General features: G+C 65.4%; 22 protein-coding genes. 11 read left to right on the top strand and 11 right to left on the bottom strand.

What is annotated here, in order from left to right:
* Positions 1–157: 157 nt before the first annotated feature.
* From C6A77_RS19190 to C6A77_RS19165, 6 genes are read right to left on the bottom strand one after another with little or no spacing between them, the layout of a single operon-like run.
* Positions 158–1,792 carry a BatD family protein gene (locus tag C6A77_RS19190; RefSeq protein WP_114170882.1) on the bottom strand — a complete coding sequence of 545 codons (1,635 nt, stop codon included), beginning with the start codon at positions 1,790–1,792 and terminating at the stop codon, positions 158–160.
* Positions 1,789–3,507: a tetratricopeptide repeat protein gene (locus C6A77_RS19185; RefSeq protein ID WP_114170881.1), complete on the bottom strand. Its 1,719-nt coding sequence runs from the start codon at positions 3,505–3,507 to the stop codon at positions 1,789–1,791. The genes C6A77_RS19190 and C6A77_RS19185 overlap by 4 nt, the downstream gene beginning before the upstream one ends.
* Positions 3,504–4,580 (bottom strand): VWA domain-containing protein, encoded by a 1,077-nt coding sequence (locus C6A77_RS19180; RefSeq protein WP_114170880.1) that lies wholly within the window; start codon positions 4,578–4,580, stop codon positions 3,504–3,506. The genes C6A77_RS19185 and C6A77_RS19180 overlap by 4 nt, the downstream gene beginning before the upstream one ends.
* Positions 4,573–5,067: a DUF4381 domain-containing protein gene (locus C6A77_RS19175; RefSeq protein WP_114170879.1), complete on the bottom strand. Its 495-nt coding sequence runs from the start codon at positions 5,065–5,067 to the stop codon at positions 4,573–4,575. Before C6A77_RS19175 ends, C6A77_RS19180 begins: the two co-directional genes overlap by 8 nt.
* A 13-nt stretch (positions 5,068–5,080) precedes the next feature.
* Positions 5,081–6,025, bottom strand: coding sequence for a DUF58 domain-containing protein (locus tag C6A77_RS19170; protein ID WP_114170878.1), 945 nt, complete (start codon positions 6,023–6,025; stop codon positions 5,081–5,083).
* Positions 6,026–6,029: 4 nt separating this feature from the next.
* Complete coding sequence (locus C6A77_RS19165; RefSeq protein WP_112252082.1) at positions 6,030–6,989, bottom strand: MoxR family ATPase; 960 nt, start codon at positions 6,987–6,989, stop codon at positions 6,030–6,032.
* Between the two features lie 228 nt (positions 6,990–7,217).
* Between C6A77_RS19165 and C6A77_RS19160 the strand changes: the two genes are divergently transcribed.
* The gene (locus C6A77_RS19160) at positions 7,218–8,528 is read left to right on the top strand and encodes a DUF2235 domain-containing protein (protein ID WP_114170877.1); all 1,311 of its coding nucleotides are present in this window, start codon (positions 7,218–7,220) and stop codon (positions 8,526–8,528) included.
* A gap of 200 nt (positions 8,529–8,728) precedes the next feature.
* Positions 8,729–9,025, top strand: coding sequence for a DUF3144 domain-containing protein (locus tag C6A77_RS19155; RefSeq protein WP_114170876.1), 297 nt, complete (start codon positions 8,729–8,731; stop codon positions 9,023–9,025).
* A 31-nt stretch (positions 9,026–9,056) separates the two neighbouring features.
* Here the strand turns inward: C6A77_RS19155 and soxR are convergent, their stop codons facing one another.
* The 3 genes from soxR to lysA all read right to left on the bottom strand — a co-directional run bounded on the left by soxR (position 9,057) and on the right by lysA (position 11,749).
* Positions 9,057–9,512 carry a redox-sensitive transcriptional activator SoxR gene (soxR, locus tag C6A77_RS19150; RefSeq protein WP_114170875.1) on the bottom strand — a complete coding sequence of 152 codons (456 nt, stop codon included), beginning with the start codon at positions 9,510–9,512 and terminating at the stop codon, positions 9,057–9,059.
* 170 nt (positions 9,513–9,682) lie between these two features.
* Positions 9,683–10,420, bottom strand: a complete 738-nt coding sequence (locus C6A77_RS19145) for a GntR family transcriptional regulator (protein ID WP_114170883.1) — start codon at positions 10,418–10,420, stop codon at positions 9,683–9,685.
* A 96-nt stretch (positions 10,421–10,516) separates the two neighbouring features.
* The gene (lysA, locus tag C6A77_RS19140) at positions 10,517–11,749 is read right to left on the bottom strand and encodes a diaminopimelate decarboxylase (protein ID WP_114170874.1); all 1,233 of its coding nucleotides are present in this window, start codon (positions 11,747–11,749) and stop codon (positions 10,517–10,519) included.
* A 124-nt stretch (positions 11,750–11,873) separates the two neighbouring features.
* Here lysA and C6A77_RS19135 point away from each other — a divergent pair, with 124 nt between their 5' ends.
* The gene (locus C6A77_RS19135) at positions 11,874–12,779 is read left to right on the top strand and encodes a LysR family transcriptional regulator (RefSeq protein ID WP_114170873.1); all 906 of its coding nucleotides are present in this window, start codon (positions 11,874–11,876) and stop codon (positions 12,777–12,779) included.
* A gap of 313 nt (positions 12,780–13,092) precedes the next feature.
* Here the strand turns inward: C6A77_RS19135 and C6A77_RS19125 are convergent, their stop codons facing one another.
* A complete protein-coding gene (locus C6A77_RS19125) occupies positions 13,093–13,446 on the bottom strand; it encodes a hypothetical protein (protein ID WP_114170872.1) in 354 nt (117 codons plus the stop codon).
* A 273-nt stretch (positions 13,447–13,719) separates the two neighbouring features.
* Between C6A77_RS19125 and C6A77_RS19120 the strand changes: the two genes are divergently transcribed.
* Positions 13,720–18,585 (top strand): NAD-glutamate dehydrogenase, encoded by a 4,866-nt coding sequence (locus tag C6A77_RS19120; protein WP_114170871.1) that lies wholly within the window; start codon positions 13,720–13,722, stop codon positions 18,583–18,585.
* A 165-nt stretch (positions 18,586–18,750) separates the two neighbouring features.
* Here C6A77_RS19120 and C6A77_RS19115 read toward each other — a convergent pair whose 3' ends face one another.
* A complete protein-coding gene (locus C6A77_RS19115; RefSeq protein ID WP_024086557.1) occupies positions 18,751–19,569 on the bottom strand; it encodes a pyruvate, water dikinase regulatory protein in 819 nt (272 codons plus the stop codon).
* 177 nt (positions 19,570–19,746) lie between these two features.
* On the opposite strand from C6A77_RS19115, the gene ppsA reads away from it, so the two are divergent.
* The 7 genes from ppsA to sigX all read left to right on the top strand — a co-directional run bounded on the left by ppsA (position 19,747) and on the right by sigX (position 26,944).
* On the top strand, positions 19,747–22,122 hold the full coding sequence (gene ppsA, locus C6A77_RS19105) for a phosphoenolpyruvate synthase (RefSeq protein WP_114170870.1): 2,376 nt from the start codon (positions 19,747–19,749) through the stop codon (positions 22,120–22,122).
* Between the two features lie 102 nt (positions 22,123–22,224).
* Complete coding sequence (locus tag C6A77_RS19100) at positions 22,225–23,217, top strand: alpha/beta fold hydrolase (RefSeq protein ID WP_241507445.1); 993 nt, start codon at positions 22,225–22,227, stop codon at positions 23,215–23,217.
* Between the two features lie 219 nt (positions 23,218–23,436).
* Positions 23,437–23,928: a ribonuclease E activity regulator RraA gene (gene rraA, locus C6A77_RS19090; protein WP_015269495.1), complete on the top strand. Its 492-nt coding sequence runs from the start codon at positions 23,437–23,439 to the stop codon at positions 23,926–23,928.
* Between the two features lie 27 nt (positions 23,929–23,955).
* Positions 23,956–24,951 (top strand): zinc transporter ZntB, encoded by a 996-nt coding sequence (locus C6A77_RS19085; protein ID WP_114170868.1) that lies wholly within the window; start codon positions 23,956–23,958, stop codon positions 24,949–24,951.
* A 214-nt stretch (positions 24,952–25,165) separates the two neighbouring features.
* Positions 25,166–25,438, top strand: coding sequence for a hypothetical protein (locus tag C6A77_RS19075; protein ID WP_051098885.1), 273 nt, complete (start codon positions 25,166–25,168; stop codon positions 25,436–25,438).
* A gap of 2 nt (positions 25,439–25,440) precedes the next feature.
* Positions 25,441–26,265 (top strand): mechanosensitive ion channel domain-containing protein, encoded by an 825-nt coding sequence (locus C6A77_RS19070; RefSeq protein WP_114170866.1) that lies wholly within the window; start codon positions 25,441–25,443, stop codon positions 26,263–26,265.
* Positions 26,266–26,377: 112 nt separating this feature from the next.
* Positions 26,378–26,944 carry an RNA polymerase sigma factor SigX gene (sigX, locus tag C6A77_RS19065; RefSeq protein WP_003248665.1) on the top strand — a complete coding sequence of 189 codons (567 nt, stop codon included), beginning with the start codon at positions 26,378–26,380 and terminating at the stop codon, positions 26,942–26,944.
* Positions 26,945–26,947: the final 3 nt, after the last annotated feature.

The following is a 26,947-nucleotide window of genomic DNA, read 5'->3' as shown; positions in this document are numbered from 1 at the left end:
AGCGGGCAAGCCCGCGAAGCAGGCGGCGTGGTGGATGGCACCGGCTGCGCCGGTGTTCGCGGCCACGGCCGCTCCCATAGGTGCAGCGTGAGCCGGGGCCTGCGCTGTCCCATGTGGGAGCGGGTTCACCCGCGAAGAGGCCGGCGCAGGCAGCCCGTCACTTGGGATAAAGCGGCGGCAAGCTGCCGTTCTCACCCGCCGGCAGCAACACCTGCTCAGCCGGTGGAATCGTACCGATCGCCCGCCACAAATCCTCACCCTGCCAGTACTGGCCGCTCTCGCTGTACAACGCCCCGTTCAAGCCATCCAGCGCGTCCGACAACGGCACGAAGCGCGCGGCCATTTCGGCCAGGGTCTCCGGCTGCTGACGGGCCCAGGCGTCCAGCGCCTGGCGGGTCGCCTGTGGGTCGTTGGCCTGGCAGGCGCGCTTGATATCGTCCAGCAGGGTCCGCGGGCTCGGCCCGGTCTGGGCGGCGCGCAGCACCGCCGGCTGGGAGCGGGCACGCCACCACAGGGCAAAGCCCAGCACACTGGTAAGGGCGAACAGCAGGGTAGCCAGCTGCCAAGGCCACAGCAGGTTGCCGGCACTGCTGTTGTCGCCCACCGGGGTGTCGGCACTCAACGCCGGGTTGTCCTGCACGTTCAGCGTGCGCGCCGGCAGGCTGCTGTGTTCCAGGTGGTCTTCGCGGGTGTTCCACCAGGTCACTTCCAGCACCGGCAAGGCCAGCGCGCCGCTGTGGGTCGGTACCAGGGCTTCGCGTTCCTCGCGGTTGGCGGTCATGCCGCGTTCGCTGATTTCGTTGCGCAGCAGCGGCTGGTCGGGGTAGCGGCGCAGGCCGGTGATTTCGGTGGCCGGCAGGGGCGGCAACTGGGTGCTGGCCAGGCCTTCGGCGCGCAAGGTGATGTTGCGGGTCAGCGAGTCGCCGATCTGCACCTGCTGGTTGCCGGGGTCGGGGTTCCAGTGCTCTTCCAGGGTCAGGTTGCGCGCCGGTAGCCAGGGCAGGCCTGCGGGCCAGGCCGAAGGAACCGGGCGCACACTCAGGCGCAATGGCAGCGAGCTGACCTGCACCTGGCGGCCGACCCGGGCCGTGCCGTTGGCCTGCGCGGCCGGGTCCGGGCTGGCGGCGGCGGTGGCGCTGAAGGTCAGTGGCGGAATCTCGAGGCTGCCGCTTTGCTGGGCATACACGGCGTAGCGGGTTTCGATCACGCCGTGGCGCACGCCGTTGATTTCCTTTTCATAGGTGCGCGATTCGCCCAGCGGCTCGACCTTGGCGTTTTCCAGTTGCAGCGGGCTGAGGCTGCTGTCGTCGTACAGCGCCACCGAGTGGTAGATGCGCAGGGTCAGCACGGCCTGGGCCTGGACGTATACGTCGGTGCTGTCGAGGGTCGCTTCGATGAACACCTGCGAGGCGCTGTCCTGGCGGCTGGCATCGGCCTGCAGCACTTGCAACTCGATGGCCTGGCTGTGCGACTGGCCCAGTTGCAGCTCGGGAATGCGCAGGCTGCCGCTGCGCCGCGGCAGCAGGGTGATGATCCAGCGGGTGCTGGCGCGGGTCTCGCCGTCCAGGGTGTGCAGGCTGTTCAGCTGGCGCGTGCCGCGCACTTCGAAGTCGCCCTCCAGCGCGCGCAGGTCGGGTTTGCCGAACTGGGTGACGTCCTGGCTTTCCAGGGTCAGCTCCAGGCTTTCGCCGGCTTGCAGGCGGGTACGGTCGACGCTGGCTTGCAGCAACGGGTCTGCCAGGGCCAGCACGGCCCATAGCAGACTGAGAACAAAGACGCCGAAGCGACTCATCGTGGGTTTTCCTGATGCAATTGCTGTTCATACCAGAATTTGCGGCGCAGCAGCTCCGCCGGGTTGTCGGGGATCTCGCGCAGCCATTGTTCCAGGGCCTGGCGCTGCTCGGCATCGAGGCTGGTCGATACCGGGCGCTGCGGCGGCTGGATGACGCTGTCATCGGCACCCGCCTGGTTGCCGGGGGCTACCGGGTTGTTGCTGTTGCCTTCGCCGGCTTGTTCGGCGCTGGCTTGTTCGTCATTGCCGGGCGTGCCCTGGGCCGGGCTGCTGGCCGAACTGCTGTTGCCTTCGGTTTCGCTGCCAGGTGTGCCCTGGGCATCGCTGCCGGCCGGCTGCTCCTCGGCCTTGGCCTCGCGCTGTTGCAGCAGTTGCTGCACCAGCGCCTGGTTGTCCAGCGCCACTTGCAGGTCGGGCTGGCGCTCCAGGGCTTGCTCGTAGGCGTCCAGGGCGGCTTCCAGTTCACCGCTGCGGGCCAGCGCATTGCCTCGATTGTAGTGGGCGGCGGCGCTATCGCCCTGGGCAAAGGCTTCGGCGGCAGCGGTGTAATCGCCTGCCTGGTACAGCGCCATGCCGCGCCATTGCGGGTCCTGGAACTGGCGCGCGGCGCTGGCCGGGCGGTTCTGCAGCAGCAGGCGCTGGCCTTGCTGGTCGGGACGCAGCCACAGGTCGTCGAGCTCGAAGGCCTGGCTGGGCTGGGGCAGCGCCAGCAGTAGCGGCAGGCAGAACAGCCAGCCGCGGCGGCCGGCACAGGCGGCCAGCAACAACAGTGGCAACAGTAGCCAGTAACCTTGGTCGGCCCAGCTGTCCAGTTGCAACGTCTGGCCGTCATTGCGCCCGGCGCGTGGGTTGTCGAACAGGCCCAGGCCACGCAGGTCGAGGTCGTCGATGCGGGCATGGCGGTAGCGCCCGCCGGTGCCGCTGATGAAGCCCTTGAGGCTGGCGCTGTCCAGGCGCGGCACCAGGATGCCGCCCTGGTCGTCCTTGAGGTACTCACCGTTGGCCTGGCGCACTGGTGCGCCTTCGCGGCTGCCGATGCCCAGCATCAGCAGGCTTGGCCCCTGGCGGCCGAGGGCCTGGGCGATGCCTTGCCGCTCCGGGGCGCTGAGTGACGAGCCGATCAGCAGCAGGCGGCCCTGGCCCAGGCCACTCTGGGCCAGCAGCGCCAGGCCTTTCTGCACGGCCAGATCGGCACGTTGGCCGGGCTTGGGCATGATCGCCGGGTCGATCGCCTCCAGCAGGTTGCGGCTGGTGGCCAGGTCATCGGACAGCGGCACCAGGGTGTGCGCGGAACCGGCGTAGATCACCAGCGCGGTCTGGCTGTCGCGGCGGTGCTCCAGCAGGTCGAGGATTTTCCGCCGGGCCTGCTCCAGGCGGTTGGGCGGGCTGTCTTCGGCGAGCATCTGCGGGGTCAGTTCGAGCAGGATCACCAGCGGGTCGGCCGGGCGTTGGCGGCTTTCTTCCACGCGCTGCCAGCTTGGCCCGAGCAGGGCCAGGACGACCAGCAGCCAGGCCAGGCCCAGCGCAATCCACGGCAGTTTGCTGGTGCTGCCGCTGCCGCCGCCCAGCAGTACGCCATGGAACGCCGGCGGCAGGATCATCTGCCAGCGCCCGGCGCGTTTGCGCCGGTGCCACAGCTTGTACAACAGCCAGCCGAGCACGGGCACCGCCAGCAGCCACAGCGGGCGCAGCCATTGCGGCCACAGTTCGATCATCGCCGTCTCCTCAGGCGCAGGCGCTTCAGGCGCTGGCGCCACTCCGGGTGCGGCTGCAAAAAGCGCGGCTTGCGCAGCAGGCGCTGCAACAGGTTGTCGGGCCATTGCACGGCCACTACCAGCAGCACGCTGAGCAGCAGCGCCAGGGCCAGTGGCCAGGCGTACAGGGCTTGCGCGGTACGTGCCTGGGTCGGTTGCTGGGCCACCGGCTCCAACTGGTCGAGGGTGTCGCCGATGGCGTTCAGTTCGGCACCGTCATGGGCGCGGAAGTAGGCGCCGTGGGTAATCTCGGCAATTTCCCGCAGCGCCGCTTCGTCCAGGTCCAGGCTCGGGTTGAGGCCGAGCAGGCCGGGGGTGCCACTGGCCTCGGGGTTGGCGCCGATGCCGATGCTGTAGATGCGCACGCCTTCCTGAGCGGCCAGGCGGGCGGCGGTCAGCGGGTGGATCTGCCCGCCGTTGTTGGCGCCGTCGGTGATCAGTACCAGCACCCGGCTTTGTGCCGGGCGTTGGCGCAGGCGCTTGACCGCCAGGCCGATGGCATCGCCGATGGCGGTGTTCTTGCCGGCGATGCCGATCTGCGCTTCGTCGAGGAAGGTGCGCACGGTACGCCGGTCGAAGGTGAGCGGGGCCTGCAGGTAGGCCTGGCTGCCGAACAGGATCAGGCCGACGCGGTCGCCCTCGCGGTCTTGCAGAAAGTCGCCAAGCAGCGCCTTGACCAGGTCGAGGCGGCTGATCTCTTCGTGCTGCCACTGCATGTCGGGGAAGTCCATCGACCCGGACACATCCACCGCCACCAGCAGGTCGCGGCCGCTGGCGGCCACCGGCACCGGGTCGCCCAGCCACTGCGGGCGGGCGGCGGCGCACAGCAGCAACAGCCAGATGACCACGAACGGCGCCTGCTGGCGCCAGGTCGGCAGGTTGAGCCGCGCGCGGCGCCCGGCCAGGCCTTCCAGTTCGTCGAGAAAGCCCACCTTGAGTACCGGCTCGCCGCTGTCGGCGGCAGGCAGCAGCAGCCGTGCCAGCCACGGCAGCGGCAGCAGCACGAAGACCCACGGCCAGGCCAGTTCAAACATGTTTGCGGATCCAGGTTTCGACGGCCTGGCTGAGCCCGGCGATGGCCTTGTCGTCGAGCTTGCACTCGGGTTTGTAGGCGCCTTCGACCAGCACCATCCAGCGGGTCAGGCCGGCGGCCGGGCAGCGGTTGTCGAGAAACGCCAGCCACTGGCGGCCGTTGAGGGTATGGCTGTTGGCCCCCGGGTAGTGGCTGCGGCACAGGCGCTTGAGCAGGGCGTTGATCTGTTGCAGCCAGGCGCCGGCCGGTGCGCCGTCATAGGGGCGCGGCAGCCGGGCCAGTTCGGCCAGGGCCTCGGCGCGCACCGGGTCCAAGGGTTGTTCGGCACGCATCACACGGCGTTTGCCCGGGCGCCAGTGGCGCAGCCGCCACAGGCCCCAGGCCAGCACTGGCAGCACGGCCAGCAGCAGCCACCAGCCAGGTGCCGGTGGCCACAGGCCGATCGGCGCGGGGGCGATCAGCGGCTGCAGTTGGTCGAGCGGGTTCATCGGCCGGTGCTCTTCATGAGGCACTCCGCGGCCGTTGGGCGTTCAGGTATTCGCGCAGTTGCTCGATCATTTCGCTTTGCGTGCTCAACGGCATCAGCAGCACGCGCAGCTTTTGCGCCATCAGTTCCCAGCGCTCGATGCGCGCTTCGGCCTGCTGGCGATAGGCCTGGCGCAGGCTGGCGTCGAGGGTGTCGAGTTCCAGCTGCGCGCTGCGCTGGGCGAAACGCAACAGCCCGGCGGCGGGCAGGGCGTGGTCGAGCGGGTCGGAGACTGGCATCAGCAGCAGGTCGCAATGGCGCGAGAGCATCGCCAGGTGCTGCTCCACCTGGGCGCTCAGCGAACGTTCGTCGCAGATCACGATGGCCAGGCTGCCGGGGCGCAGCACTTCGCGGGCGCGGCGCAGCGCCAGGCCAAGGCTGTCGGCCCCGGGGCTGGCCTCGGTGTGCAGCGCCTGGTTGACCTTGGCCAGGCGGTTGAGCAGTTGCAGCAGGCTCTGCTTGCTGCGCCGGGGTTTGATTTCGTGGTGTTCGTGGTCGCCGAACACCAAGCCGCCGATGCGGTCGTTGTGGCCCAGCGCGGCCCAGCCGAACAGCGCCGCAGCCTGGGCGGCCAGCACCGATTTGAACGTCAGCCCCGAGCCGAAGAACAGCCGCTGGCTCTGCTCGACGAGGATGAAGATCGGCCGTTCGCGCTCTTCGTGGAACAGTTTGGTGTGCGGCTCCTGGGTGCGTGCGGTGACCCGCCAGTCGATGTTGCGCACATCGTCGCCGGCCTGGTAGACGCGCACCTGGTCGAAGTCCACACCGCGCCCGCGCAGCTTGGAATGGTGCAGGCCGACCAGCGGGCTGCGCTGGCCGGGCCGGGAAAACAGCTGGATCTCGCGCACGCGGTGGCGCATGTCGATCAGTTCGGCAAGGCCGATGCGGATGCCGGGTTCGGCCAGCGACGCAGTGGGCATGGGCTCAGGCAACGGCGACGACGTCGAGGATGCGCTGGACCACGCGGTCCTGGTCGATCCCCGCCGCCTCGGCCTCGAACGAGAGGATGATGCGGTGGCGCAGCACATCGAACAGCACCGCCTGGATGTCTTCGGGGCTGACGAAATCGCGCCCGGCCAGCCAGGCGTGAGCGCGCGCGCAGCGGTCCAGCGAAATGGAGCCGCGCGGGCTGGCGCCGTAGGCGATCCAGTCGGCCAGTTCGCTGTCGAACTTGGCCGGGGTGCGGGTGGCCATCACCAGTTGCACCAGGTATTCCTCCACCGCGTCGGCCATGTACAGGCCGAGGATTTCCTTGCGGGCGGCGAAGATGGCCTGCTGGCTGACCCGGCGCTCGGGCTTGGTCTCGCCGCCGAGGGCTTCACCCCGGGCCTGCAAGAGGATGCGCCGCTCTACCGCCGCGTCGGGGAAACCGATTTTCACGTGCATCAGGAAGCGGTCGAGCTGGGCTTCGGGCAACGGGTAGGTGCCTTCCTGCTCGATCGGGTTCTGCGTCGCCATGACCAGAAACAGCGGCGACAGGTCGTAGGTGCTGCGGCCTACGCTGACCTGGCGCTCGGCCATGGCCTCGAGCAGCGCCGACTGCACCTTGGCCGGGGCGCGGTTGATTTCGTCGGCCAGTACCAGGTTGTGGAAGATCGGCCCCTGCTGAAAGACGAAACTGCCGGTTTCCGGGCGGTAGATTTCGGTGCCGGTGATGTCGGCCGGCAGCAGGTCGGGGGTGAACTGGATGCGATGGAACTGCGCCTCGATACCCTCGGCGAGCTCTTTGATGGCTTTGGTCTTGGCCAGGCCCGGGGCACCTTCGACCAGCATGTGGCCGTCGGCCAGGAGCACGATCAACAGCCGTTCGACCAGTTTTTCCTGGCCTAGGATCTGGGAAGAAAGAAAGGTGCGCAGCGCGATCAGCGCTTCACGGTGTTCCATCGGTGACGGTTCCTGGTATGGGGCCGCAGGCGGCTGGAAGCAGCTGCCCTGGCAAGGGCTGATACTTTAATCCATCCGGGGGGGTGGCGACCAATGGCGGCAGGGAAATTTATCCATGCCGGCGGCCATGCAGGTACAGAAATGTCCTGGCCATGACTGGCTGTTGGCTGATGTTGCGCTGCGCCGTGCTGGCGCCTGCTTGTGCTTTACAGGCAAGCAGGACCCACGATGATGGAACTGAACAGCTGCAACACTGAATGCTCGATGCCGGTCACCCTGCGTTTTGGCGTGTTCTTCGATGGCACCGGCAACAACCAGCACAACGCGCCTGCGCTGGATGCACACGGCGGGAAGGGGGGCAGTTATGCCTGCGCCTTGAGCAATGTGGCCCTGCTGTACGCGCTCTACCCGGCGCAGGATGGCCTTGCCGAGGGCGGCATGGGGTTTCTCAAACGTTATGTCGAAGGCGTGGGTACGCTGGCCGGCGAGGCGGACCGGGCCTATGCCTCGGCCACCGGGCGCGGGCGCACCGGGGCCGAGGCGCGGGTGGCCGAGGCGCTGGCGGGCATCGCCGAGCAATTGCAGGGCTGGTGCCAGGCACAGCCGCAGGCCCGGCTCGCGCGCGTCGAGTTCGACATCTTTGGCTTCAGCCGTGGCGCGGCGGCCGCGCGGCATCTGGCCAACCTGCTGCACGATGGCGGTGACCGGTTGTTGCCAGCGCCCTGCGCCACGGCCATCAACTTCATCGGCCTGTTCGACACCGTGGCGGCGATCGTCGCGCCGCTGCAAGGTGACTTCGACCCCGCCGACGCCCGCCATGGTGGCTTGCGCCTGGGCCTGGCGGCGGGTATTGCCCGGCATGTGGTGCAACTGGTGGCACAGGACGAGCGGCGGCACAACTTCCCGCTGGTGTGCAGCGGCCATGACATCGTGCTGCCAGGGGTGCACTCGAACATTGGCGGGGGCTACCCGGACACCCTGCAGGAGCAGGTGCTGCTGTGCAAGCCGCAGTCACAGCGGGTGCCGCAAGGTATGCCCGTGGAACGCACGCGCGTGCATGCCACGGTCAGCGCCTTGCTGGCTGCGGAATTTGCCGAATCGGGTATGCCCAGGCCGCGCGTGCTGGCCTGGGAGGTGCCGGTTGCCGGGGGGCACAGAGATGAGGCGCAGAAGCAGGTGTATGCGGCGGTGTATCGCGAGCGGGAAGTGGCGGGGCAGCTTTCCCGGGTGTACCTGAGCATCATGCGCGAGTTGGCGGTGCGGGGCGGGGTGCCGTTCATGGCGCTGGGTGACCAGGCTGAGCATCGGCTGCCGGCTGAGTTGCAGGCAATCAGTGGCGAGCTGCATCGGTTTGCCTTGGGCGAGTGTGAGCAACCCGGGCTGACCGAGGCTGAGCAGCGCCTGTTGCGCGACAAGTACGTGCACGCGTCGGCGAACTGGAACGCTGTGAAGGGGTTGCGTAGCAGCGTGCTGGATGTGTTGTTCGTCAATCGGCCCGGGGCGCAGGGGCGAGTGCTGCATGCCAATCCGCTGGCCTGAGTGGCCTGGGGGAGCGGGGTTGCATGGCACCGGCCGGGCCGGTGTTCGCGGGTGAACCCGCTCCCACAGGTTCACCAGCAGCAGAGGAATTTTTGCCGATGAAAGCGCTGCCACGGGCAGCGCGCCGGTTTCAAGGCGTGCGCTTTACCTGTAAAAACGCAGCTGTGTTCAATCCGAATGCAGCAACCAGGTAACCGCATATGACCCAAGCTACCGATCAGGCCTTTTATGACCGCGCCGATGCGCACATCGAACTGGCGAACCAGCAGATCGAGAAAATCGAAGACCTGGGCAAGGTCAGTGCCTCGCTGACCTTCGGCGCCTCGCGTTTCAACGCCTGGATGAGTGCCCGCAGCTTCAAGACCGGCGCGGAACTGGCGGCCGCCCGGGAGGAGTTGCTGAAGTACTTCTGCGAGCAGTACCGGATGATGCTCGAGGACAACCTGGACGAGCATATCGAGCAGTTCGACCGTTACGTGCTGGGCAAAAGCGACTGAGCCTGGGCGTGCGCGGCAGCCGCCATGTGCCTTAACGGGTTTTGTTCTCCAGAATCCGCGCCCCGCTGCCTTCCTTTGCCAGCACATCCTCGGGGTTGCGCAGTGGGCAATCTTCCAGCGACAGGCAACCGCAACCAATGCAGTTGTCCAGGCTGTCGCGCAGTGCTTCGAGTGTACGAATGCGCGCATTCAGGTCTTCGCGCCAGGCCGTGGACATCTCGCCCCATTGCGCTGCGGTCAGCTTGCTGTTGGGCGGATAACGGCTGAACGCCCGTTTGATTTCCTCCAGCGCGATACCGGTGCGCTGCGCCACCTTGATGATTGCCAGGGTGCGCAGCACCAGCGCGGGGTAGCGGCGCTGGTTGCCGGCGGTACGGACGCTGGCGATCAACCCTTTGGTCTCGTAGAAGTGCAGGGCGGACACCGCCACGCCGCTGCGCCTGGCGACTTCCCCCACTGTCAGCATCCGTGCGCTGTCCGCTGCCATGCCTGTTGACCTCAAGTTAAATCGAGCTTTTATAGCCCTGCCCGATCTTCCATGCAACCGCAGGCCGCCACTTGAGCGGCACTTGAGCGGAAGGCGCCGCTGCGCCGGCAAGCCATGCGCTACCCCTGTGGGAGCGGGCAGGCATTGAAGATGCAAGCTGGCGTGCCTGATCAGGACGGCGATCGATCCCGGCGCATCTGGGTGACCAGGGTGAAGCGGTCGTCCGGGTGTATCGTTTCCGAAACCACCATCAGATCGCCATTCTCTTCGCGATAGTGGCGCATGATCCTCAGCGCCGGGGAACCTGCCTCGGCGTTCAGCACATCGGCCATTTGCGCTGTCAGCAACACCGCTCGCACCTGCTGGTCGACCACCGCGATGGCCCGGCCATAACGCTGTTCGAGCAACCCGGCAATCGGTTGATCCGGCTGCGCGCGCGCCAACTCGATGACTTCGGCGTAGTCCTGTTGCGCGTACACATCGCACCAGCACAGCGGCGTTGCGCCCTGGCGGCGGTCGATGCGCAGGCTCGACACGCAGAAGTAATGCTCCCCCGGTACCAGCCCCAGCCGCGCCGCCTCGTTCAGGTCGGCGACGAAGTGGCGCACGTGGCGGATCTGCCGCTGCTGGTCTTCGCCCAGCTGCGCAAGCTCCGCCACCCCGGCCAGCGACTGCGAGTAACCGCCACGCGGGCTGCTGGCCTCGACCCGGGTGCCGACGCGCTTGCGCCGCGACACCAGCCCCTGGTCGAGCAACTGGTTGATCGCCGCGCGCACCGTGTGCCGGCTTACCTGGTAAAGGTCACACAGCTGGTGCTCGGTCGGCAGCAGGCTGCCCACCGGGTAACGGCCGCTGGCGATGGCGGCCATCAAGTCCTTTGCCACGGTGGTATAACGCGTCGGGTTCATGCCGTTGGTCTGCCTCGCGAACTTCATCGGCTGCAGTCTACCAGTGGCAGGGCCGGCATTCGCGCGGCCCTGGCGGTGCTGGGCGCAACGGCGTGGCTAGCAGCCCGCCTCCAGGCTCAGCAGGTCCTGCACGGTCTGCCTGCGGCGGATCATCCGCAGCGTCCCATCCTCGATCAGCAACTCCGGTAGCAACGGCCGGCTGTTGTAGTTCGACGACATCGACGCGCCATAGGCACCGGCGTCATGGATCACCAGCAGGTCACCCACCTGCGCCTGGGGCAGGTCGTGCGGGGTCAGTTCCTGGTCATCCTGGGTGAACACGTCACCCGATTCGCACAGCGGCCCGGCGACCACGGTCGGCTGCCGTGGGCGGTCCACCGGCTGGCCGTTGGCGTCGAGCAGGGTCATGCGGTGGTAGGCGCCATACATGGCCGGGCGCATCAGGTCGTTGAAGCCGGCGTCGATGATGACGAAGGTGTTGCGGCCCACCTGCTTCACGGCGCGCACCTCGGCCACCAGGTAGCCCGATTCCGCCACCAGGAAACGCCCCGGCTCGATCTCCATGCGCACCGGGTGGCCGAGCATCGCTTCGATTTCCGTACGCGCCACGGCCCAGGTCTGGGCGTAGCGCTGCAGGTCGACCGGCTTGTCGCTGCTGCGGTAGGGGGTAGAAAGGCCGCCGCCGATGGAGAACGCCTCGATGTCCACGCCCAGGCGGCCGATCAGCTCGATCATCGAGCGGGCCACCTGCTCCAGGTGCTGGTAATCCACCCCGGAGCCGATGTGCATGTGCACGCCGACCAGGTGCAGGCCATGGGCCTTGATGCACGCCAGCGCCTCGTCCAGCTCTTCGTGCCAAATACCGTGCTTGCTGTTTTCGCCGCCGGTGTTGGTCTTGCGGCTGTGGCCATGGCCGAAACCGGGGTTGATGCGCACCCACACGCGGTGACCGGGCGAGCGCTCACCCAGCTGGCGCAGCATGTCGATGGAGCCGGCGTTGACCTCGATCTTCGAGGCCACCACGCGCTCCAGGGTGGGCCGGTCCAGCGCGTCGCAGGTCAGCACCACGCCGGCCGGGTCGCCATCAACGCTCGCGCCGGCGGCGAAGGCCCGCTCCATCTCGCCCAGCGACACCGCGTCCAGCACCAGGCCATGGGCGCGCATCAGGCGCAGTACATGCAGGTTGGGGTTGGCTTTCTGGGCGAAGCGCACAGTGTCGAACACTTTCAACTGTTCGACCCGTTCGGCGATGGTGCTGGCGTCGTAGGCCCACAGCGGCGACCCGTGCTGGCGAACCGCCTCGGCCAGGGTGGAGAAAGGTGCAGTCATGCTGGCATCACTCGAATAAGGAAGGCGTTGAGCATGGGGTAAGCGTCGAATTCAGAAAAATAGCTATTTTTCTGCAGGCCATTCATATCTGATATACCCATCGCCAACTTGCCTGGGTGGTGCCGTGAAACTCTCTGTTCGCCATATCGAAGTGTTCCGCGCCATCATGGCCGCTGGCAGCGTCACCGGGGCGGCGCGCCTGCTGTTCACTTCGCAGCCCACCGTCAGCCGCGAGCTGGCGCGGCTGGAGCAACTGACCGGGCTGAACCTGTTCGAGCGTGAAGGCGGCCGCCTGGTGGCGACGGCCCAGGCGTTGTTGTTGATCGAGGAGGTGGAGCGCGCCTATGTCGGCCTGGAGCGCATCGAGCGCTTTGCCCAGGCCATTCGCAATTTCGAGCAGGGGCGGCTGGCCATCACCTGTCTGCCACTGTTTTCCCAGACCTTGCTGCCCAAGGCTTGCCAGCGTTTTCACCAGCAGCACCGGGGCGTGAGCGTGAGCATCCTGGCGCAGGAGTCGCCGTTGCTGGAGGAGTCCCTGGTGGCCCAGCAGCATGACCTGGGCCTGACCGAGGTCGAGCAGGTGCCGCGCGGTGCCTATGGCGAGCTGCTGTTCAGCGCCAACATGGTGTGTGTATTGCCTGACGGGCACCGGTTGCAGGGCAAGGCCGAGCTGGAGCTGAGCGACTTCCACGAGGTCGACTTTATCAACCTGGCCAGCCTGGACACCTACCGCCAGCGGCTTGACCAGCACTTTCGCGCGGCAGGGGTGAACCGCCGCACGGTCATCGAGACCACCAGTGCGGCCTCGGTGTGCGCCATGGTCAGGCAAGGGCTGGGGGTGGCGATTATCAACCCGCTGAGCGGGCTGGAGGCGGCGCAGGGCGGCTTGCCGATCCGCCGGTTGCGGGTGTCGGTGCCGTACCAGGTGATGCTGATCAGGCCCGACCACCGGCCGGCATCGGCGGCGGTGGAGCCGTTTTGCCAGGCGTTGCGGGAGCAGGCGCATGAGATGCAGGCGGCATTGATCTGATTTCTCTGAACCACCGCGCTGCCTGCTTCGCGGGCGCGCCCGCTTCCACAGGTGGACCGCGCAGGTTTCGGGCTCAGGCGGTCCACTTTGTGGGAGCGGCCGTGGCCGCGAACACCGGCGTAGCCGGCGCCAGCCACCGCGCTGCCTGCTTCGCGGGCGCGCCCGCTTCCACAGGGTGGATCGCGCAGGTTTCGGGCTCAGGCGGTCCACTTTGTGGGAGCGGCTTCAGCCGCGAACACCGGCGTAGCCGGTGCCAACCACCGCGCTGCCTGCTTCGTGGGCGCGCCCGCTCCCACAGGGGCCGCGCAGGTGTTCAGATTTCGCAGACGAATGTGCCAGTCCCGGCCAGGATGTTCTCCAGGGTCTGCTTCACTTCATCCAGGTCACTCAACTCGCTGGTCAGGTTGATCTCCAGCACCTCGTCGCCCCTCAGCGCATCGCGATCACCGGCGGCGACTTCGATCAGCAAGCGTCGCGCGCTCAGGGTCACTTTCAGCCCATCCAGCGTCGACGGTTCGTCATCCAGGGTCAGGTCGACGGTGTCTTCGTCCGGGTAGCGGGTCAGCAGAAACATCTGGCCCTTGTCACTGTGGCAGCACAGGGTCGCCATGTTGTCTTCCTCGTCATCGCAAGGGGTGGCGAACAGCAGGGCAGTATTGATTTGCATGGACAAGGCTCGGATCAAAGGAAACGGAAGGCAATTCTGACAGTCTTGCCCACAGGCATAAACGTAAAGTTACCGCCCCTTGACCGAAATTGTCGCAGCGCTGCAAGCCTTGATGACCGATCAGTCGTTAAGCTTCGGCGAGCCCTGGACGTGCCCGGCACGTTCAACGTCTGTTTTTACCATCCGCCTTGCCACGGGTTGGCTATCGTTGATCCGTACATGGCGCACGCAGCGACGCTTCAACTATTACAAAGCCCAAGCGGAGTACCACAGATGGCGTTCTTCACCGCAGCCAGCAAAGCCGACTTCCAGCATCAACTGCAAGCGGCCCTGGCGCAGCACATCAGCGAACAGTCCCTGCCACAAGTCGCGCTGTTCGCCGAGCAGTTCTTCGGCATCATCTCTCTGGACGAACTCACCCAGCGCAGGCTTTCCGACCTGGCCGGCTGCACCCTGTCAGCCTGGCGCATCATCGAGCGTTTCGACCCTGAGCACCCGCAGGTGCGGGTGTACAACCCCGATTACGAGCGCAATGGCTGGCAATCGACCCACAGCGTGGTCGAAGTGCTGCACCACGACCTGCCTTTCCTGGTCGACTCGGTACGCACCGAGCTCAACCGCCGCGGCTACAGCATCCACACCCTGCAGACCACCGTGCTCAGCGTCCGTCGTGGCGCCAAGGGCGAGCTGCTGGAGCTGCTGCCCAAGGGCACCCAGGGCGAGGGCGTACGCCACGAATCGCTGATGTACCTGGAAATCGACCGTTGCGCCAACGCCGCCGAGCTGACCGTGCTGGCGCGCGAGATCGAGCAGGTGCTGGCCGAGGTGCGGGTGGTGGTGGCCGACTTCGAACCGATGAAGGCCAAGCTGCGTGAAGTGGTGGCCGCGGTGGAACAGACCGCCTTTGCCCCGGCGCAACACGAAAAGGGCGAGGTCAAGGCCTTCCTCGAATGGCTGCTGGACAACCACTTCACCTTCCTGGGCTATGAAGAATTCACCGTCAAGGGCGGCGCCGATGGCGGCCAGATGGTCTACGACGAGCAGTCGTTCCTCGGCCTGCCGCGCCGCCTGCGGGTGGGCCTGACCGACGACGAGCTGCGCATCGAAGACTACGCCGTGGCCTACCTCAACGAGCCGCTGCTGCTGTCGTTCGCCAAGGCCGCGCTGCCCAGCCGCGTGCACCGCCCGGCCTACCCGGACTACGTGTCGATCCGCCAGCTGGACGCCGACGGCAAGGTCATCAAGGAACACCGCTTCATGGGCCTGTATACCTCGACGGTGTACGGCGAAAGCGTGCATGCCATCCCTTATATCCGCGTCAAGGTCGCCGAAGTGGAACGCCGCTCGGGCTTCGATCCGAAGGCTCACCTGGGCAAGGAACTGGCCCAGGTGCTGGAAGTGCTGCCGCGCGACGACCTGTTCCAGACGCCGATCGACGAGCTGTTCAGCACGGTGATGTCGATCGTGCAGATCCAGGAGCGCAACAAGATCCGCGTGTTCCTGCGCAAGGACCCGTATGGGCGCTTCTGCTACTGCCTGGCCTACGTGCCGCGGGAAATCTACTCCACCGAAGTGCGGCAGAAGATCCAGCAGGTGCTGATGGAGCGCCTGAAGGCCAGCGACTGCGAGTTCTGGACCTTCTTCTCCGAGTCGGTGCTGGCGCGCGTGCAACTGATTCTGCGGGTAGACCCGAAGAACCGCATCGACATCGACCCGCAGCAGCTGGAACGCGAAGTGATCCAGGCCTGCCGCTCGTGGCATGACGACTACTCGGCGCTGGTGATCGAGAACTTCGGCGAAGCCCAGGGCACCAACATCCTCGCCGACTTCCCCAAAGGCTTCCCGGCCGGTTACCGCGAACGTTTCGCCGCGCACTCGGCGGTGGTCGACCTGCAGCACGTGGTGAACCTGTCGGAAAGCAAGCCGCTGGCGATGAGCTTCTACCAGCCGCTGACCCAGGTTGGCGAGCGCATCCTGCACTGCAAGCTGTACCACGCCGATACCCCACTGGCGCTGTCCGATGTGCTGCCGATCCTGGAAAACCTCGGCCTGCGCGTGCTCGGCGAGTTCCCCTACCGCCTGCGCCATGCCAGTGGCCGTGAATACTGGATTCACGACTTTGCCTTCACCTACAGCGAAGGCCTGAGCCTGGACATCCAGCAGCTCAACGACGTGCTGCAGGACGCGTTCATTCACATCGTCCGTGGCGATGCCGAAAACGACGCCTTCAACCGCCTGGTGCTGACCGCCGGCCTGCCGTGGCGCGACGTTGCGCTGCTGCGCGCCTACGCCCGTTACCTGAAGCAGATTCGCCTGGGCTTCGACCTGGGCTACATCGCCAGCACGCTGAACAACCACACCGACATCGCCCGCGAGCTGACCCGGCTGTTCAAGACCCGCTTCTACCTGGCGCGCAAGCTCACCCAGGAGGACCTGGATGACAAGCAGCTGCGCCTGGAACAGGCCATCCTGACCGCGCTGGACGACGTCCAGGTGCTCAACGAAGACCGCATCCTGCGGCGCTACCTGGACCTGATCAAGGCCACCCTGCGTACCAACTTCTACCAGCCGGACGCCAACGGCCAGAACAAGTCGTACTTCAGCTTCAAGTTCAACCCCAAGCTGATCCCCGAGCTGCCTAAGCCGGTGCCCAAGTTCGAGATATTCGTCTACTCGCCACGGGTCGAGGGCGTGCACCTGCGCTTCGGCAACGTTGCCCGCGGCGGCCTGCGCTGGTCGGACCGCGAAGAAGACTTCCGCACCGAGGTGCTGGGCCTGGTGAAAGCCCAGCAGGTGAAGAACTCGGTGATCGTGCCGGTGGGTGCCAAGGGCGGCTTCCTGCCGCGTCGCCTGCCGCTGGGCGGCAGCCGTGACGAGATCGCCGCCGAAGGCGTGGCGTGCTACCGCATCTTCATTTCCGGCCTGCTCGACATCACCGATAACCTCAAGGACGGCGGCGTGGTACCGCCGGCCAACGTGGTGCGCCACGACGAGGACGACCCGTACCTGGTGGTGGCGGCCGACAAGGGCACCGCGACCTTCTCCGACATCGCCAACGGCATCGCCATCGACTACGGCTTCTGGCTGGGCGACGCCTTCGCCTCGGGCGGCTCGGCCGGTTACGACCACAAGAAGATGGGCATTACCGCACGCGGCGCCTGGGTGGGCGTGCAACGTCACTTCCGCGAGCGCGGCATCAACGTGCAGGAAGACCCGATCACCGTGATCGGCGTCGGCGACATGGCCGGTGACGTGTTCGGCAACGGCCTGCTGATGTCCGACAAGCTGCAACTGGTGGCGGCGTTCAACCACCTGCACATCTTCATCGACCCGAACCCGGACCCGGCGTCCAGCTTCGTCGAGCGCAAGCGCCTGTTCGAGCTGCCGCGTTCGGCCTGGAGCGACTACGACACCAGCCTCATGTCCGAAGGCGGCGGCATCTTCCCGCGCAGCGCCAAGAGCATCACCATCAGCCCGCAGATGAAAGAGCGCTTCGCCATCGAGGCTGACCGGCTGACCCCGACCGAGCTGCTCAATGCACTGCTCAAGGCACCGGTGGACCTGCTGTGGAACGGCGGTATCGGGACCTACGTCAAGGCCAGCAGCGAGAGCCACGCCGATGTCGGCGACAAGGCCAACGACGCGCTGCGGGTCAATGGCAACGAATTGCGCTGCAAGGTGGTGGGCGAGGGCGGCAACCTGGGCATGACCCAGCTCGGCCGGGTCGAGTTCGGCCTCAATGGCGGCGCCACCAACACCGACTTCATCGACAACGCCGGCGGCGTGGACTGCTCCGACCACGAGGTCAACATCAAGATCCTGCTCAACGAAGTGGTGCAGGGTGGCGACATGACCGAGAAGCAGCGCAACCAGCTGCTGGGCAGCATGACCGACGAAGTGGCCGGCCTGGTGCTGGGCAACAACTACAAGCAGACCCAGGCGCTGTCGCTGGCCGCCCGCCGCGCCCGCGAGCGGATTGCCGAGTACAAGCGCCTGATGGCCGACCTGGAAGCGCGTGGCAAGCTGGACCGCGCCATCGAATTCCTGCCGTCCGAAGAGCAGTTGGCCGAACGCCTGGCCGCCGGCCAGGGGCTGACCCGCGCCGAGCTGTCGGTGCTGATCTCGTACAGCAAGATCGACCTCAAGGAACAGCTGCTCAAGTCGCTGGTGCCGGATGACGACTACCTGACCCGCGACATGGAAACCGCCTTCCCGCCGTCGCTGGTCAGCAAGTTCGCCGAGTCCATGCGCCGCCACCGCCTGAAGCGCGAAATCGTCAGCACCCAGATCGCCAACGACCTGGTCAACAACATGGGCATCACCTTCGTCCAGCGCCTGAAAGAGTCGACCGGCATGAGCCCGGCCAACGTGGCCGGGGCCTATGTGATCGTGCGCGACATCTTCCACCTGCCGCACTGGTTCCGCCAGATCGAGGCACTGGACTATCAGGTGCCGGCGGAAGTCCAGCTGACCCTGATGGACGAGTTGATGCGCCTGGGCCGGCGTGCTACCCGCTGGTTCCTGCGCAGCCGTCGCAACGAGCAGGACGCCGGGCGTGACGCCGCGCACTTCGGGCCGAAGATCGCGCAGCTGGGGCTCAAGCTCGACGAGTTGCTCGAGGGCCCGACCCGCGAGCGCTGGATGGTGCGTTACCAGGGCTTCGTCGAGGCCGGTGTGCCGGAACTGCTGGCGCGCATGGTCGCTGGCACCAGCCACCTGTATACCCTGCTGCCGATCATCGAGGCGGCCGACGTTACCGGGCATGACCCGGCGCAGGTGGCCAAGGCGTTCTTCGCCGTGGGCAGCGCGCTGGACCTGACCTGGTACTTGCAGGAAATCAGCAACCTGCCGGTGGAAAACAATTGGCAGGCGCTGGCCCGCGAGGCGTTCCGCGACGACATCGACCTGCAGCAGCGGGCGATCACCATCTCGGTACTGCAGATGGCCGATGCCCCGGAAGACATGGACGCCCGTGTGGCGCTGTGGGCCGAGCAGCACCGGGTGATGGTGGAGCGCTGGCGCGCCATGCTCGACGACCTGCGCAATGCCACCGGTACCGACTATGCGATGTACGCGGTGGCCAACCGCGAGCTGGTTGACCTGGCCATGAGCGGGCAGGCGGTGGTGATGCCGTCCTGAGCTTGATGAGGCGGTAAAAGAAAGCCCCGGCAGTGATGCCGGGGCTTTTTTGTATCCTGCATTGGCCTCTTCGCGGGCATGCCCGCTCCCACAGGTCCCCACCGGCCTTGAGTCTTGTGCGATACCTGTGGGAGCGGGCGCGCCCGCGAAGAGGCCGGTACAGGCTTACTTGAATCTACGCTCCACCCCTTTCTCCACCAAGATCTTCGCCGAAATCTCCTCCACCGAAAAATGCGTGGAATTGATGTTGGGAATGTTCTCCCGACGGAACAGGTTCTCTACCTCGCGCACTTCGAACTCGCACTGGGCAAAGCTCGAATAGCGGCTGTTGGGCTTGCGCTCATGGCGGATGGCGGTCAGCCGGTCCGGGTCGATGGTCAGGCCAAACAGCTTGTTGTGGTGTTTTTTCAACACCGCCGGCAGTTGCAGGCGCTCCATGTCGTCTTCGGTCAACGGGTAGTTGGCGGCACGGATACCGAACTGCATGGCCATGTACAGGCAGGTGGGCGTCTTGCCGCAGCGCGATACGCCGACCAGGATCAGGTCGGCCTTGTCGTAGTAGTGGGTCCGCGCGCCATCGTCGTTGTCGAGGGCGAAATTCACTGCCTCGATGCGTTCCATGTAGTTGGAATTGCCGCCGATCGAGTGCGATTTGCCCACGGAATACGACGAATGGGCGGTCAATTCCTGTTCCAGCGGGGACAAAAACGAAGAAAAGATGTCGATCATGAAGCCGTTCGAGGTCGCCAGGATTTCACGAATGTCCTGGTTGACGATGGTGTCGAAGATGATCGGGCGTACCCCGTCACGCTCGGCCGCCGCATTGATCTGCTGGACCATGGTCCGCGCCTTTTCCGGCGAATCGATGTAGGGGCGGGTGAATTTATTGAACGGAATGCTCTCGAATTGAGCGAGCAGACTCTGGCCCAGGGTTTCGGCAGTGATGCCGGTGCCGTCGGAGATGAAGAACGCGGTTCGTTTCATTTGCGATCTGGGCCTTAAGCTGATGACGTTTTCTGGATATGATAAGTTCGGTTTGCCGAATGCGGCTGTCGGCATTCTCACTTATTTTCCAGGTACAGGCCACAAGCGTCCGGCCAAGTCAACGAAGGCAGGCGGGCGCCCTTGAGCTTTTCCAACACAGTTAGTGGAGAGATCACCTTGGTAGAGTACGTAGTTTCCCTCGATAAGCTCGGCGTCCATGATGTGGAGCATGTGGGGGGCAAGAACGCATCCCTGGGCGAGATGATCAGCAACCTTGCAGGTGCTGGTGTATCGGTGCCGGGCGGCTTTGCCACTACGGCGCAGGCGTACCGCGATTTTCTCGAACAGAGTGGTCTCAATGACCGTATCCATGCCGCCCTGGACGCCCTCGACGTCGATGACATCAATGCCCTGACCAAGACCGGCGCGCAGATTCGCCAGTGGGTCATGGAAGCCGAGTTCCCGCCGCGTCTGGACAGCGAAATCCGTGCGGCCTTCGCCGAAATGGCCGCCGGCAACGACAACATGGCCGTGGCCGTGCGTTCCTCGGCCACCGCCGAAGACCTGCCGGACGCCTCGTTCGCCGGCCAGCAGGAAACCTTCCTCAACATCCGTGGCGTCGACAACGTGATCCGCGCGGCCAAGGAAGTGTTCGCCTCGCTGTTTAACGACCGTGCCATCGCCTACCGCGTGCACCAGGGCTTCGACCACAAGCTGGTGGCCCTGTCGGCCGGCGTGCAGCGCATGGTCCGCTCGGAAACCGGCACTGCCGGGGTGATGTTCACCCTCGACACCGAGTCGGGCTTCCGCGATGTGGTATTCATCACTGGTGCCTACGGCCTGGGCGAAACCGTGGTGCAGGGTGCGGTCAATCCTGACGAATTCTACGTGCACAAGAACACCTTGCAGGCCGGCCGCCCGGCCATCCTGCGCCGCAACCTGGGCAGCAAGGCGATCAAGATGGTCTATGGCGAAGAAGCCAAGGCCGGCCGTTCGGTCAAGACCGTCGAAGTGGACCGCGCCGAGCGCGCGCGCTTCTGTCTGACCGATGCCGAGGTCAGCGAGCTGGCCAAGCAGGCGATGATCATCGAGCAGCACTACCAGCGCCCGATGGACATCGAATGGGCCAAGGACGGTGACGACGGCAAGCTGTACATCGTCCAGGCGCGCCCCGAGACGGTGAAAAGCCGCTCCAGCGCCAATGTGATGGAACGCTACCTGCTGAAAGAGAAGGGCACCGTGCTGGTCGAAGGCCGCGCCATCGGCCAACGCATCGGCGCCGGCAAGGTCCGCGTGATCCAGGACGTCTCGGAAATGGACAAGGTCCAGCCAGGCGACGTGCTGGTCTCCGACATGACCGACCCGGACTGGGAACCGGTGATGAAGCGCGCCAGCGCCATCGTCACCAACCGTGGCGGGCGTACCTGCCACGCGGCGATCATCGCCCGTGAGCTGGGCATTCCGGCGGTGGTCGGTTGCGGCAACGCCACCCAGATCCTCAAGGACGGCCAGGGCGTCACGGTTTCCTGCGCCGAGGGCGATACCGGCTTCATCTTCGAAGGCGAGCTGGGCTTCGACGTCAAGCAGAACTCGGTCGATGCCATGCCCGACCTGCCGTTCAAGATCATGATGAACGTCGGCAACCCGGACCGCGCGTTCGACTTCGCCCAGCTGCCCAACGCCGGTGTCGGCCTGGCGCGCCTGGAGTTCATCATCAACCGCATGATCGGTGTGCACCCCAAGGCGCTGCTGAACTACGCCGGCCTGCCTGCCGACCTGAAAGACAGCGTCGACAAGCGCATCGCCGGCTACAACGACCCGGTCGGCTTCTATGTCGAGAAGCTGGTCGAGGGCATCAGCACCCTGGCTGCGGCCTTCTACCCGAAAAAGGTCATCGTGCGCCTGTCGGACTTTAAGTCCAACGAGTACGCCAACCTGATCGGCGGCAAGCTGTACGAGCCGGAAGAAGAAAACCCGATGCTGGGCTTCCGTGGCGCTTCGCGTTACATCAGCGAATCGTTCCGTGACTGCTTCGAACTCGAGTGCCGTGCGCTGAAGCGCGTGCGCAACGAGATGGGCCTGACCAACGTCGAGATCATGGTGCCGTTCGTGCGCACCCTGGGCGAGGCCAGCCAGGTCATCGACCTGCTCGCCGAGAACGGCCTGGCCCGTGGCGACAACGGCCTGCGCGTGATCATGATGTGCGAACTGCCGTCCAACGCGATTCTCGCCGAAGAGTTCCTGGAATACTTCGACGGCTTCTCGATCGGCTCCAACGACCTGACCCAGCTGACCCTGGGCCTGGACCGCGACTCGGGCATCATTGCCCACCTGTTCGATGAACGTAACCCGGCGGTGAAGAAGCTGCTGGCCAACGCCATTGCCGCGTGCAACAAGGCCGGCAAGTACATCGGCATCTGCGGCCAGGGTCCGTCGGACCACCCGGACCTGGCCAAGTGGCTGATGGAGCAGGGCATCGACAGCGTGTCGCTGAACCCGGACTCGGTACTGGAAACCTGGTTCTACCTGGCCGAAGGCCAAGGCGCAGTCTGATGCAGTAAAACGCGGGGGTACGTCTGGCGTACCCCCGCCTGGTTTTTTCCAGGGCGAGTTCCAGCAATGGATCCCGCCCTTTTTTGTGCACCAAGCAACCTTATGCAAAGCAGCAGCACTCTATTTCCCGTGGCCCTGCTCAGTGCCGAGCGCCGCGGCGACCTCAGCGAAGACGTGTACCGGATCAAGGCCGGCAACGGCCCGGACCCCAGCGTCGAGCTGGCCGTGACCCGCCTGGGCCTGGCCGACCAGGGCCAGGCCCAGGGCGTGCCGGTCATTCTTCTGCATGGCAGCTTTTCCAATCGCCGTTTCTGGTATTCGCCCAAGGGCGTTGGCCTGGGAGCTTACCTCGCCCGCGCCGGCTTCGATGTGTGGATCCCGGAAATGCGCGGCCACGGCCTGTCGCCGCGCAACCATGACTGGCAGCACAACAGCGTGGCTGCCTATGCCCGCGATGACCTGCCACTGATCAACGCCTTCGTGCGCGAGCAGTCGGGCCAGGCGCCGCACTGGGTGGGCCATTCGCTGGGTGGTACGACGCTGGCGGCAGCGCTGGGCGGCGGCTTTCTGAAGGCTGAGGAACTGGCCAGCGTGGCGCTGTTCGGCACCCAGATAAGCCGCGTGTACTGGCCGTTGAAGGTGCCGCCACTGGCCTGGGGAGCGAAGCTGCTGCTCAAGCGCTGGGGGCAGATATCCGGGCCGCGCTTCAAGCGTGGGCCCGAGGACGAGCCGATCGGCCTGGCCCTGGAAAGTATGCGCTGGCACGGCCTGTTCGGGCGTTTTGGCGACCGGCACAACGACTGGTGGGCGGGGCTCGCCGAGGTGGATGTGCCGCTGCTGGCGGTGGCCGGCGCAGGGGATTTACAGGACCCGGTGTGGGCGTGCCGCAAGCTGTTCGAACAGCTGGGCGGTGAGCGCAAGCAGTTTCTGCGGCTGGGTCGCGAGGAAGGCTTCGAGGCGTTCGGGCATGTCGACATGCTGGTGAGCAAGGCCGCGCAGGTGCAGGTGTGGCCATTGGTGGAGCGCTGGCTGCACAATCCGTTGCTGCCAGTGCATGCATCCACTGTGGTTGCAGAGCCTGTGGTTGCTGGTTGATGTGGTTTTGCCTGTGCTGGCCTCTTCGCGGGTAAACCCGCTCCCACAGGTATCCCACTGCCCTCAGGCCATGTGGAATTCCTGTGGGAGCGGGCATGCCCGCGAAGAGGCCAGCACAGGCAAAACACAACTGACCACCCGGTCCCGGATGACTGCCATGGCCTCCAAGGTGTAGCCTTGCCCGATACCCGCTTTCGTTGTGACTGACAGGAGCTTCCCATGCAGCATTACGTAACGCCCGACCTGTGTGACGCCTACCCCGACCTGGTGCAAGTGCTGGAACCGATGTTCAGCAATTTCGGTGGCCGCGATTCGTTCGGTGGCCAGATCGTCACCATCAAGTGCTTCGAGGACAACTCGCTGGTCAAGGAACAGGTCGAGCTCGATGGCAAGGGCAAGGTCCTGGTGGTCGATGGCGGTGGTTCGCTGCGCCGCGCGTTGCTCGGCGACATGCTCGCCGAGAAGGCGGCGAAGAACGGCTGGGAAGGCTTGGTGATCTACGGCTGCGTGCGTGACGTCGATGTGCTGATCCAGACGGACGTCGGCGTGCAGGCCCTGGCCAGCCACCCGATGAAGACCGACAAGCGCGGCATCGGCGACCTCAATGTGCCGGTGACGTTCGCCGGGGTGACCTTCCGCCCGGGCGAGTACGTGTATGCCGACAACAATGGCGTGCTGGTTTCGCCAAGCCCGCTGAAAATGCCGGAGTGATGCGCCAGCTGCGCTGATGGAGCTTTGATGTTCGAGGAAGACAACGCGCAGTGGGGGCTGGTACATGCCCTGGTGCTCGACGGCAAAGGCGGCGCGCGCGCGATTGCCCGTACCGAGCTGGACGACCTGCAACTGCAGCCCGAGCAGAGCCTGTGGCTGCACTGGGACCGCAGCCATCCGCAAACCCGCACCTGGCTGCTGCACGACAGCGGCCTCAGCGCGTTCGCCTGCGACCTGCTGCTGGAGGAGAACACCCGCCCGCGCCTGCTGCCCATGGCCGACGAACAGCTGTTGCTGTTTCTGCGCGGGGTCAACCTCAACCCGGGCGCCGAGCCCGAGGACATGGTCTCGGTACGCATCTTCGCCGAGGCGCAGCGGGTCATCTCGCTGCGCCTGCGGCCGCTGCGTGCCAGTGACGAGATTCTCCAGCAGCTTGAAGAGGGCAGGGGACCGAAATCCGCTTCCGAGCTGTTGCTGCTGATGGGCGAACTGCTGACCGAGAAGGTCCAGGGCCTGGTCAGCGACTTGTCCGAGCTGGTCGACCTGGAAGAAGAAAAGGTCGAATCCGACGAACGGTACACACCGGAGAACGGCTGCCTGCAGCAGATCCGCCGGCGGGCGGCGGGGCTGCGCCGCTTCCTTGCCCCGCAGCGGGAGATTTACGCCCAGCTGTCACGCAGCAAATGGAGCTGGTTCGCCGATGCTGACGCCGATTACTGGAACGAGCTGAACAACAGCCTGATCCGCTACCTCGAAGAGCTGGACCTGGCGCGCGAACGGGCCGCGCTGGTGCTGGAAAGCCAGGATCGCCGGCGCAGCGAGCGAATGAACCGGACCATGTACCGCTTCGGCATCATCACCTGCATCTTCCTGCCCATGAGCTTCGTCACCGGGTTGCTGGGCATCAATGTCGGCGGCATTCCGGGGGCGGACAACCCGTATGGCTTCCTGTTTGCGTGCATAGTCGTGCTGGGGCTGGCGGTGGGGCAGTGGTGGCTGTTTCGGCGGTTGCGGTGGGTATAGATGCTCATTGACCTGCACCGGCCCTATCGCCGGCAAGCCAGCTCCCACAGGTACACCACAGGTTCCAGGGATTGTGATACCCCTGTGGGAGCTGGCTTGCCGGCGATAGGGCCGGTGCAGGCAAGCGCCATTCATTTTGAAACACTCGTCCCAATGCGATGTGTGACCCATCGCCCGGCCGTCTCGTCTCTGACTGACACTGCGCGAGGTGCACATGCACGATCCGTTTGAAGAATCCCTGCGCGACCTGCTCAAGGCGTCTCCCTCCGGCAACGACCGGGACGACCGGGACGACGCCGCTTGCCTGGGCCGCGTGCTGAAAACCGCCAACCGCCAGGTTGGTGCGGGTGATCTGTTCAGCCTGCTTGGCCGCTGGAGCCAGGCGCTGCTGATCGCCGTGAACAATGGCTCGGCGCATGTCGCGCCGGTGCGTCGACACTCTTCCCGCAACGCTGCCAGCGGCAGCAAAGCAGATAAGGCCGATTGAATATGGAACTCGATCTCTGGACCCAGAGCCTGGTCACCGCGATGACTGCCCTTTGGACCAAGGTAGCGAACTTCATCCCCAACCTGTTCGGCGCGCTGGTGGTGGTGCTGCTCGGTTTCGTGGTGGCCAAGCTGCTCGACACGCTGCTGTCCAAACTGCTGGCCAAGTTCGGCCTGGACCGCCTGATGGCCGGCACCGGCCTGACCAAGATGCTCGGCCGGGTCGGCATCCAGGTACCGATCTCGACCCTGGTCGGCAAGATCGTCTATTGGTTCGTACTGCTCATCTTCCTGGTTTCGGCCGCCGAATCGCTGGGCCTGGAACGGGTGTCGGCCACCCTCGACATGCTCGCCTTGTACCTGCCAAAAGTGTTCGGCGCAGCCCTGGTGCTGCTGGCCGGCGTGCTGCTGGCGCAGGTGGCCAACGGCCTGGTGCGCGGCGCTGCCGAAGGCATCGGCCTGGAATACTCGGCCGGGCTGGGGCGTATCACCCAGGGCCTGGTGATCATCATCAGCATCTCGGTGGCGATCAGCCAGCTGGAAGTGAAAACCGACCTGCTGAACCATGTGATCGTGATCGGGCTGATTACCGTTGGTCTGGCCGTTGCGCTGGCCATGGGCCTGGGCAGCCGCGAAATCGCCGGGCAGATCCTCGCCGGCATCTACGTGCGCGAGCTGTTCCAGGTGGGCCAGCAGGTGCGGATTGGAGAGGTCGAAGGGCAGATCGAGGAAATCGGTACGGTCAAGACCACACTGCTGACCGATGATGGCGAACTGGTGTCGCTGTCCAACCGCGAGCTGCTTGAACAGCGAGTCAATAGCCGCTAACCGCACAAAGCTGTTAATGTATGCCGCCGCGAAAATCGACCCACGGGGTCGCGCGGCGACATTGACCTGACTGTCGGCCAGATCCGTTTTGAATAAAGTTCATTCGCCGCCCATGCGTTATGACCCCCGCGAGCTCACCGACGAAGAGTTGGTGGCGCGTTCGCATGAGGAGCTATACCACGTTACCCGCGCCTATGAGGAGCTCATGCGGCGCTATCAGCGGACCCTGTTCAACGTCTGTGCGCGTTACCTGGGGAACGACCGTGACGCGGACGATGTCTGTCAGGAAGTCATGTTGAAAGTGCTGTACGGGTTGAAGAACTTCGAAGGCAAGTCCAAGTTCAAGACCTGGCTCTATAGCATCACCTACAACGAATGCATTACCCAGTACCGCAAGGAGCGTCGTAAACGCCGGTTGATGGATGCCTTGAGCCTGGACCCTGTCGAAGAGGCGTCCGAAGACAAGGCCCCGAAGCCGGAAGAAAAAGGCGGGCTGGACAAGTGGCTGGTTCATGTGAACCCGATCGACCGGGAAATTCTGGTGCTGCGTTTTGTCGCAGAGCTGGAATTTCAGGAAATTGCCGACATCATGCACATGGGCCTGAGCGCCACGAAAATGCGCTACAAGCGCGCGCTAGACAAGCTTCGGGAGAAATTTGCCGGCCTCGATGAAACTTAGTGG

The organism is Pseudomonas sp. AFG_SD02_1510_Pfu_092 (genome assembly GCF_003331055.1).
Lineage (GTDB): Bacteria > Pseudomonadota > Gammaproteobacteria > Pseudomonadales > Pseudomonadaceae > Aquipseudomonas.
The sequence above is the reverse complement of the archived record's forward strand: the minus strand, read 5'-3'. Positions and strand labels throughout refer to the sequence as shown.

Excerpts from the sequence above, each read along its gene's own strand:
- C6A77_RS19190 (WP_114170882.1), bottom strand. The coding sequence starts at position 1,792 with ATGAGTCGCTTCGGCGTCTTTGTTCTCAGTCTGCTATGGGCCGTGCTG.
- C6A77_RS19185 (WP_114170881.1), bottom strand. The coding sequence starts at position 3,507 with ATGATCGAACTGTGGCCGCAATGGCTGCGCCCGCTGTGGCTGCTGGCG.
- C6A77_RS19180 (WP_114170880.1), bottom strand. The coding sequence starts at position 4,580 with ATGTTTGAACTGGCCTGGCCGTGGGTCTTCGTGCTGCTGCCGCTGCCG.
- C6A77_RS19175 (WP_114170879.1), bottom strand. The coding sequence starts at position 5,067 with ATGAACCCGCTCGACCAACTGCAGCCGCTGATCGCCCCCGCGCCGATC.
- C6A77_RS19170 (WP_114170878.1), bottom strand. The coding sequence starts at position 6,025 with ATGCCCACTGCGTCGCTGGCCGAACCCGGCATCCGCATCGGCCTTGCC.
- C6A77_RS19165 (WP_112252082.1), bottom strand. The coding sequence starts at position 6,989 with ATGGAACACCGTGAAGCGCTGATCGCGCTGCGCACCTTTCTTTCTTCC.
- C6A77_RS19160 (WP_114170877.1), top strand. The coding sequence starts at position 7,218 with ATGATGGAACTGAACAGCTGCAACACTGAATGCTCGATGCCGGTCACC.
- C6A77_RS19155 (WP_114170876.1), top strand. The coding sequence starts at position 8,729 with ATGACCCAAGCTACCGATCAGGCCTTTTATGACCGCGCCGATGCGCAC.
- soxR (WP_114170875.1), bottom strand. The coding sequence starts at position 9,512 with ATGGCAGCGGACAGCGCACGGATGCTGACAGTGGGGGAAGTCGCCAGG.
- C6A77_RS19145 (WP_114170883.1), bottom strand. The coding sequence starts at position 10,420 with ATGAACCCGACGCGTTATACCACCGTGGCAAAGGACTTGATGGCCGCC.
- lysA (WP_114170874.1), bottom strand. The coding sequence starts at position 11,749 with ATGACTGCACCTTTCTCCACCCTGGCCGAGGCGGTTCGCCAGCACGGG.
- C6A77_RS19125 (WP_114170872.1), bottom strand. The coding sequence starts at position 13,446 with ATGCAAATCAATACTGCCCTGCTGTTCGCCACCCCTTGCGATGACGAG.
- C6A77_RS19120 (WP_114170871.1), top strand. The coding sequence starts at position 13,720 with ATGGCGTTCTTCACCGCAGCCAGCAAAGCCGACTTCCAGCATCAACTG.
- C6A77_RS19115 (WP_024086557.1), bottom strand. The coding sequence starts at position 19,569 with ATGAAACGAACCGCGTTCTTCATCTCCGACGGCACCGGCATCACTGCC.
- C6A77_RS19100 (WP_241507445.1), top strand. The coding sequence starts at position 22,225 with ATGCAAAGCAGCAGCACTCTATTTCCCGTGGCCCTGCTCAGTGCCGAG.
- rraA (WP_015269495.1), top strand. The coding sequence starts at position 23,437 with ATGCAGCATTACGTAACGCCCGACCTGTGTGACGCCTACCCCGACCTG.
- C6A77_RS19085 (WP_114170868.1), top strand. The coding sequence starts at position 23,956 with ATGTTCGAGGAAGACAACGCGCAGTGGGGGCTGGTACATGCCCTGGTG.
- C6A77_RS19075 (WP_051098885.1), top strand. The coding sequence starts at position 25,166 with ATGCACGATCCGTTTGAAGAATCCCTGCGCGACCTGCTCAAGGCGTCT.
- C6A77_RS19070 (WP_114170866.1), top strand. The coding sequence starts at position 25,441 with ATGGAACTCGATCTCTGGACCCAGAGCCTGGTCACCGCGATGACTGCC.
- sigX (WP_003248665.1), top strand. The coding sequence starts at position 26,378 with ATGCGTTATGACCCCCGCGAGCTCACCGACGAAGAGTTGGTGGCGCGT.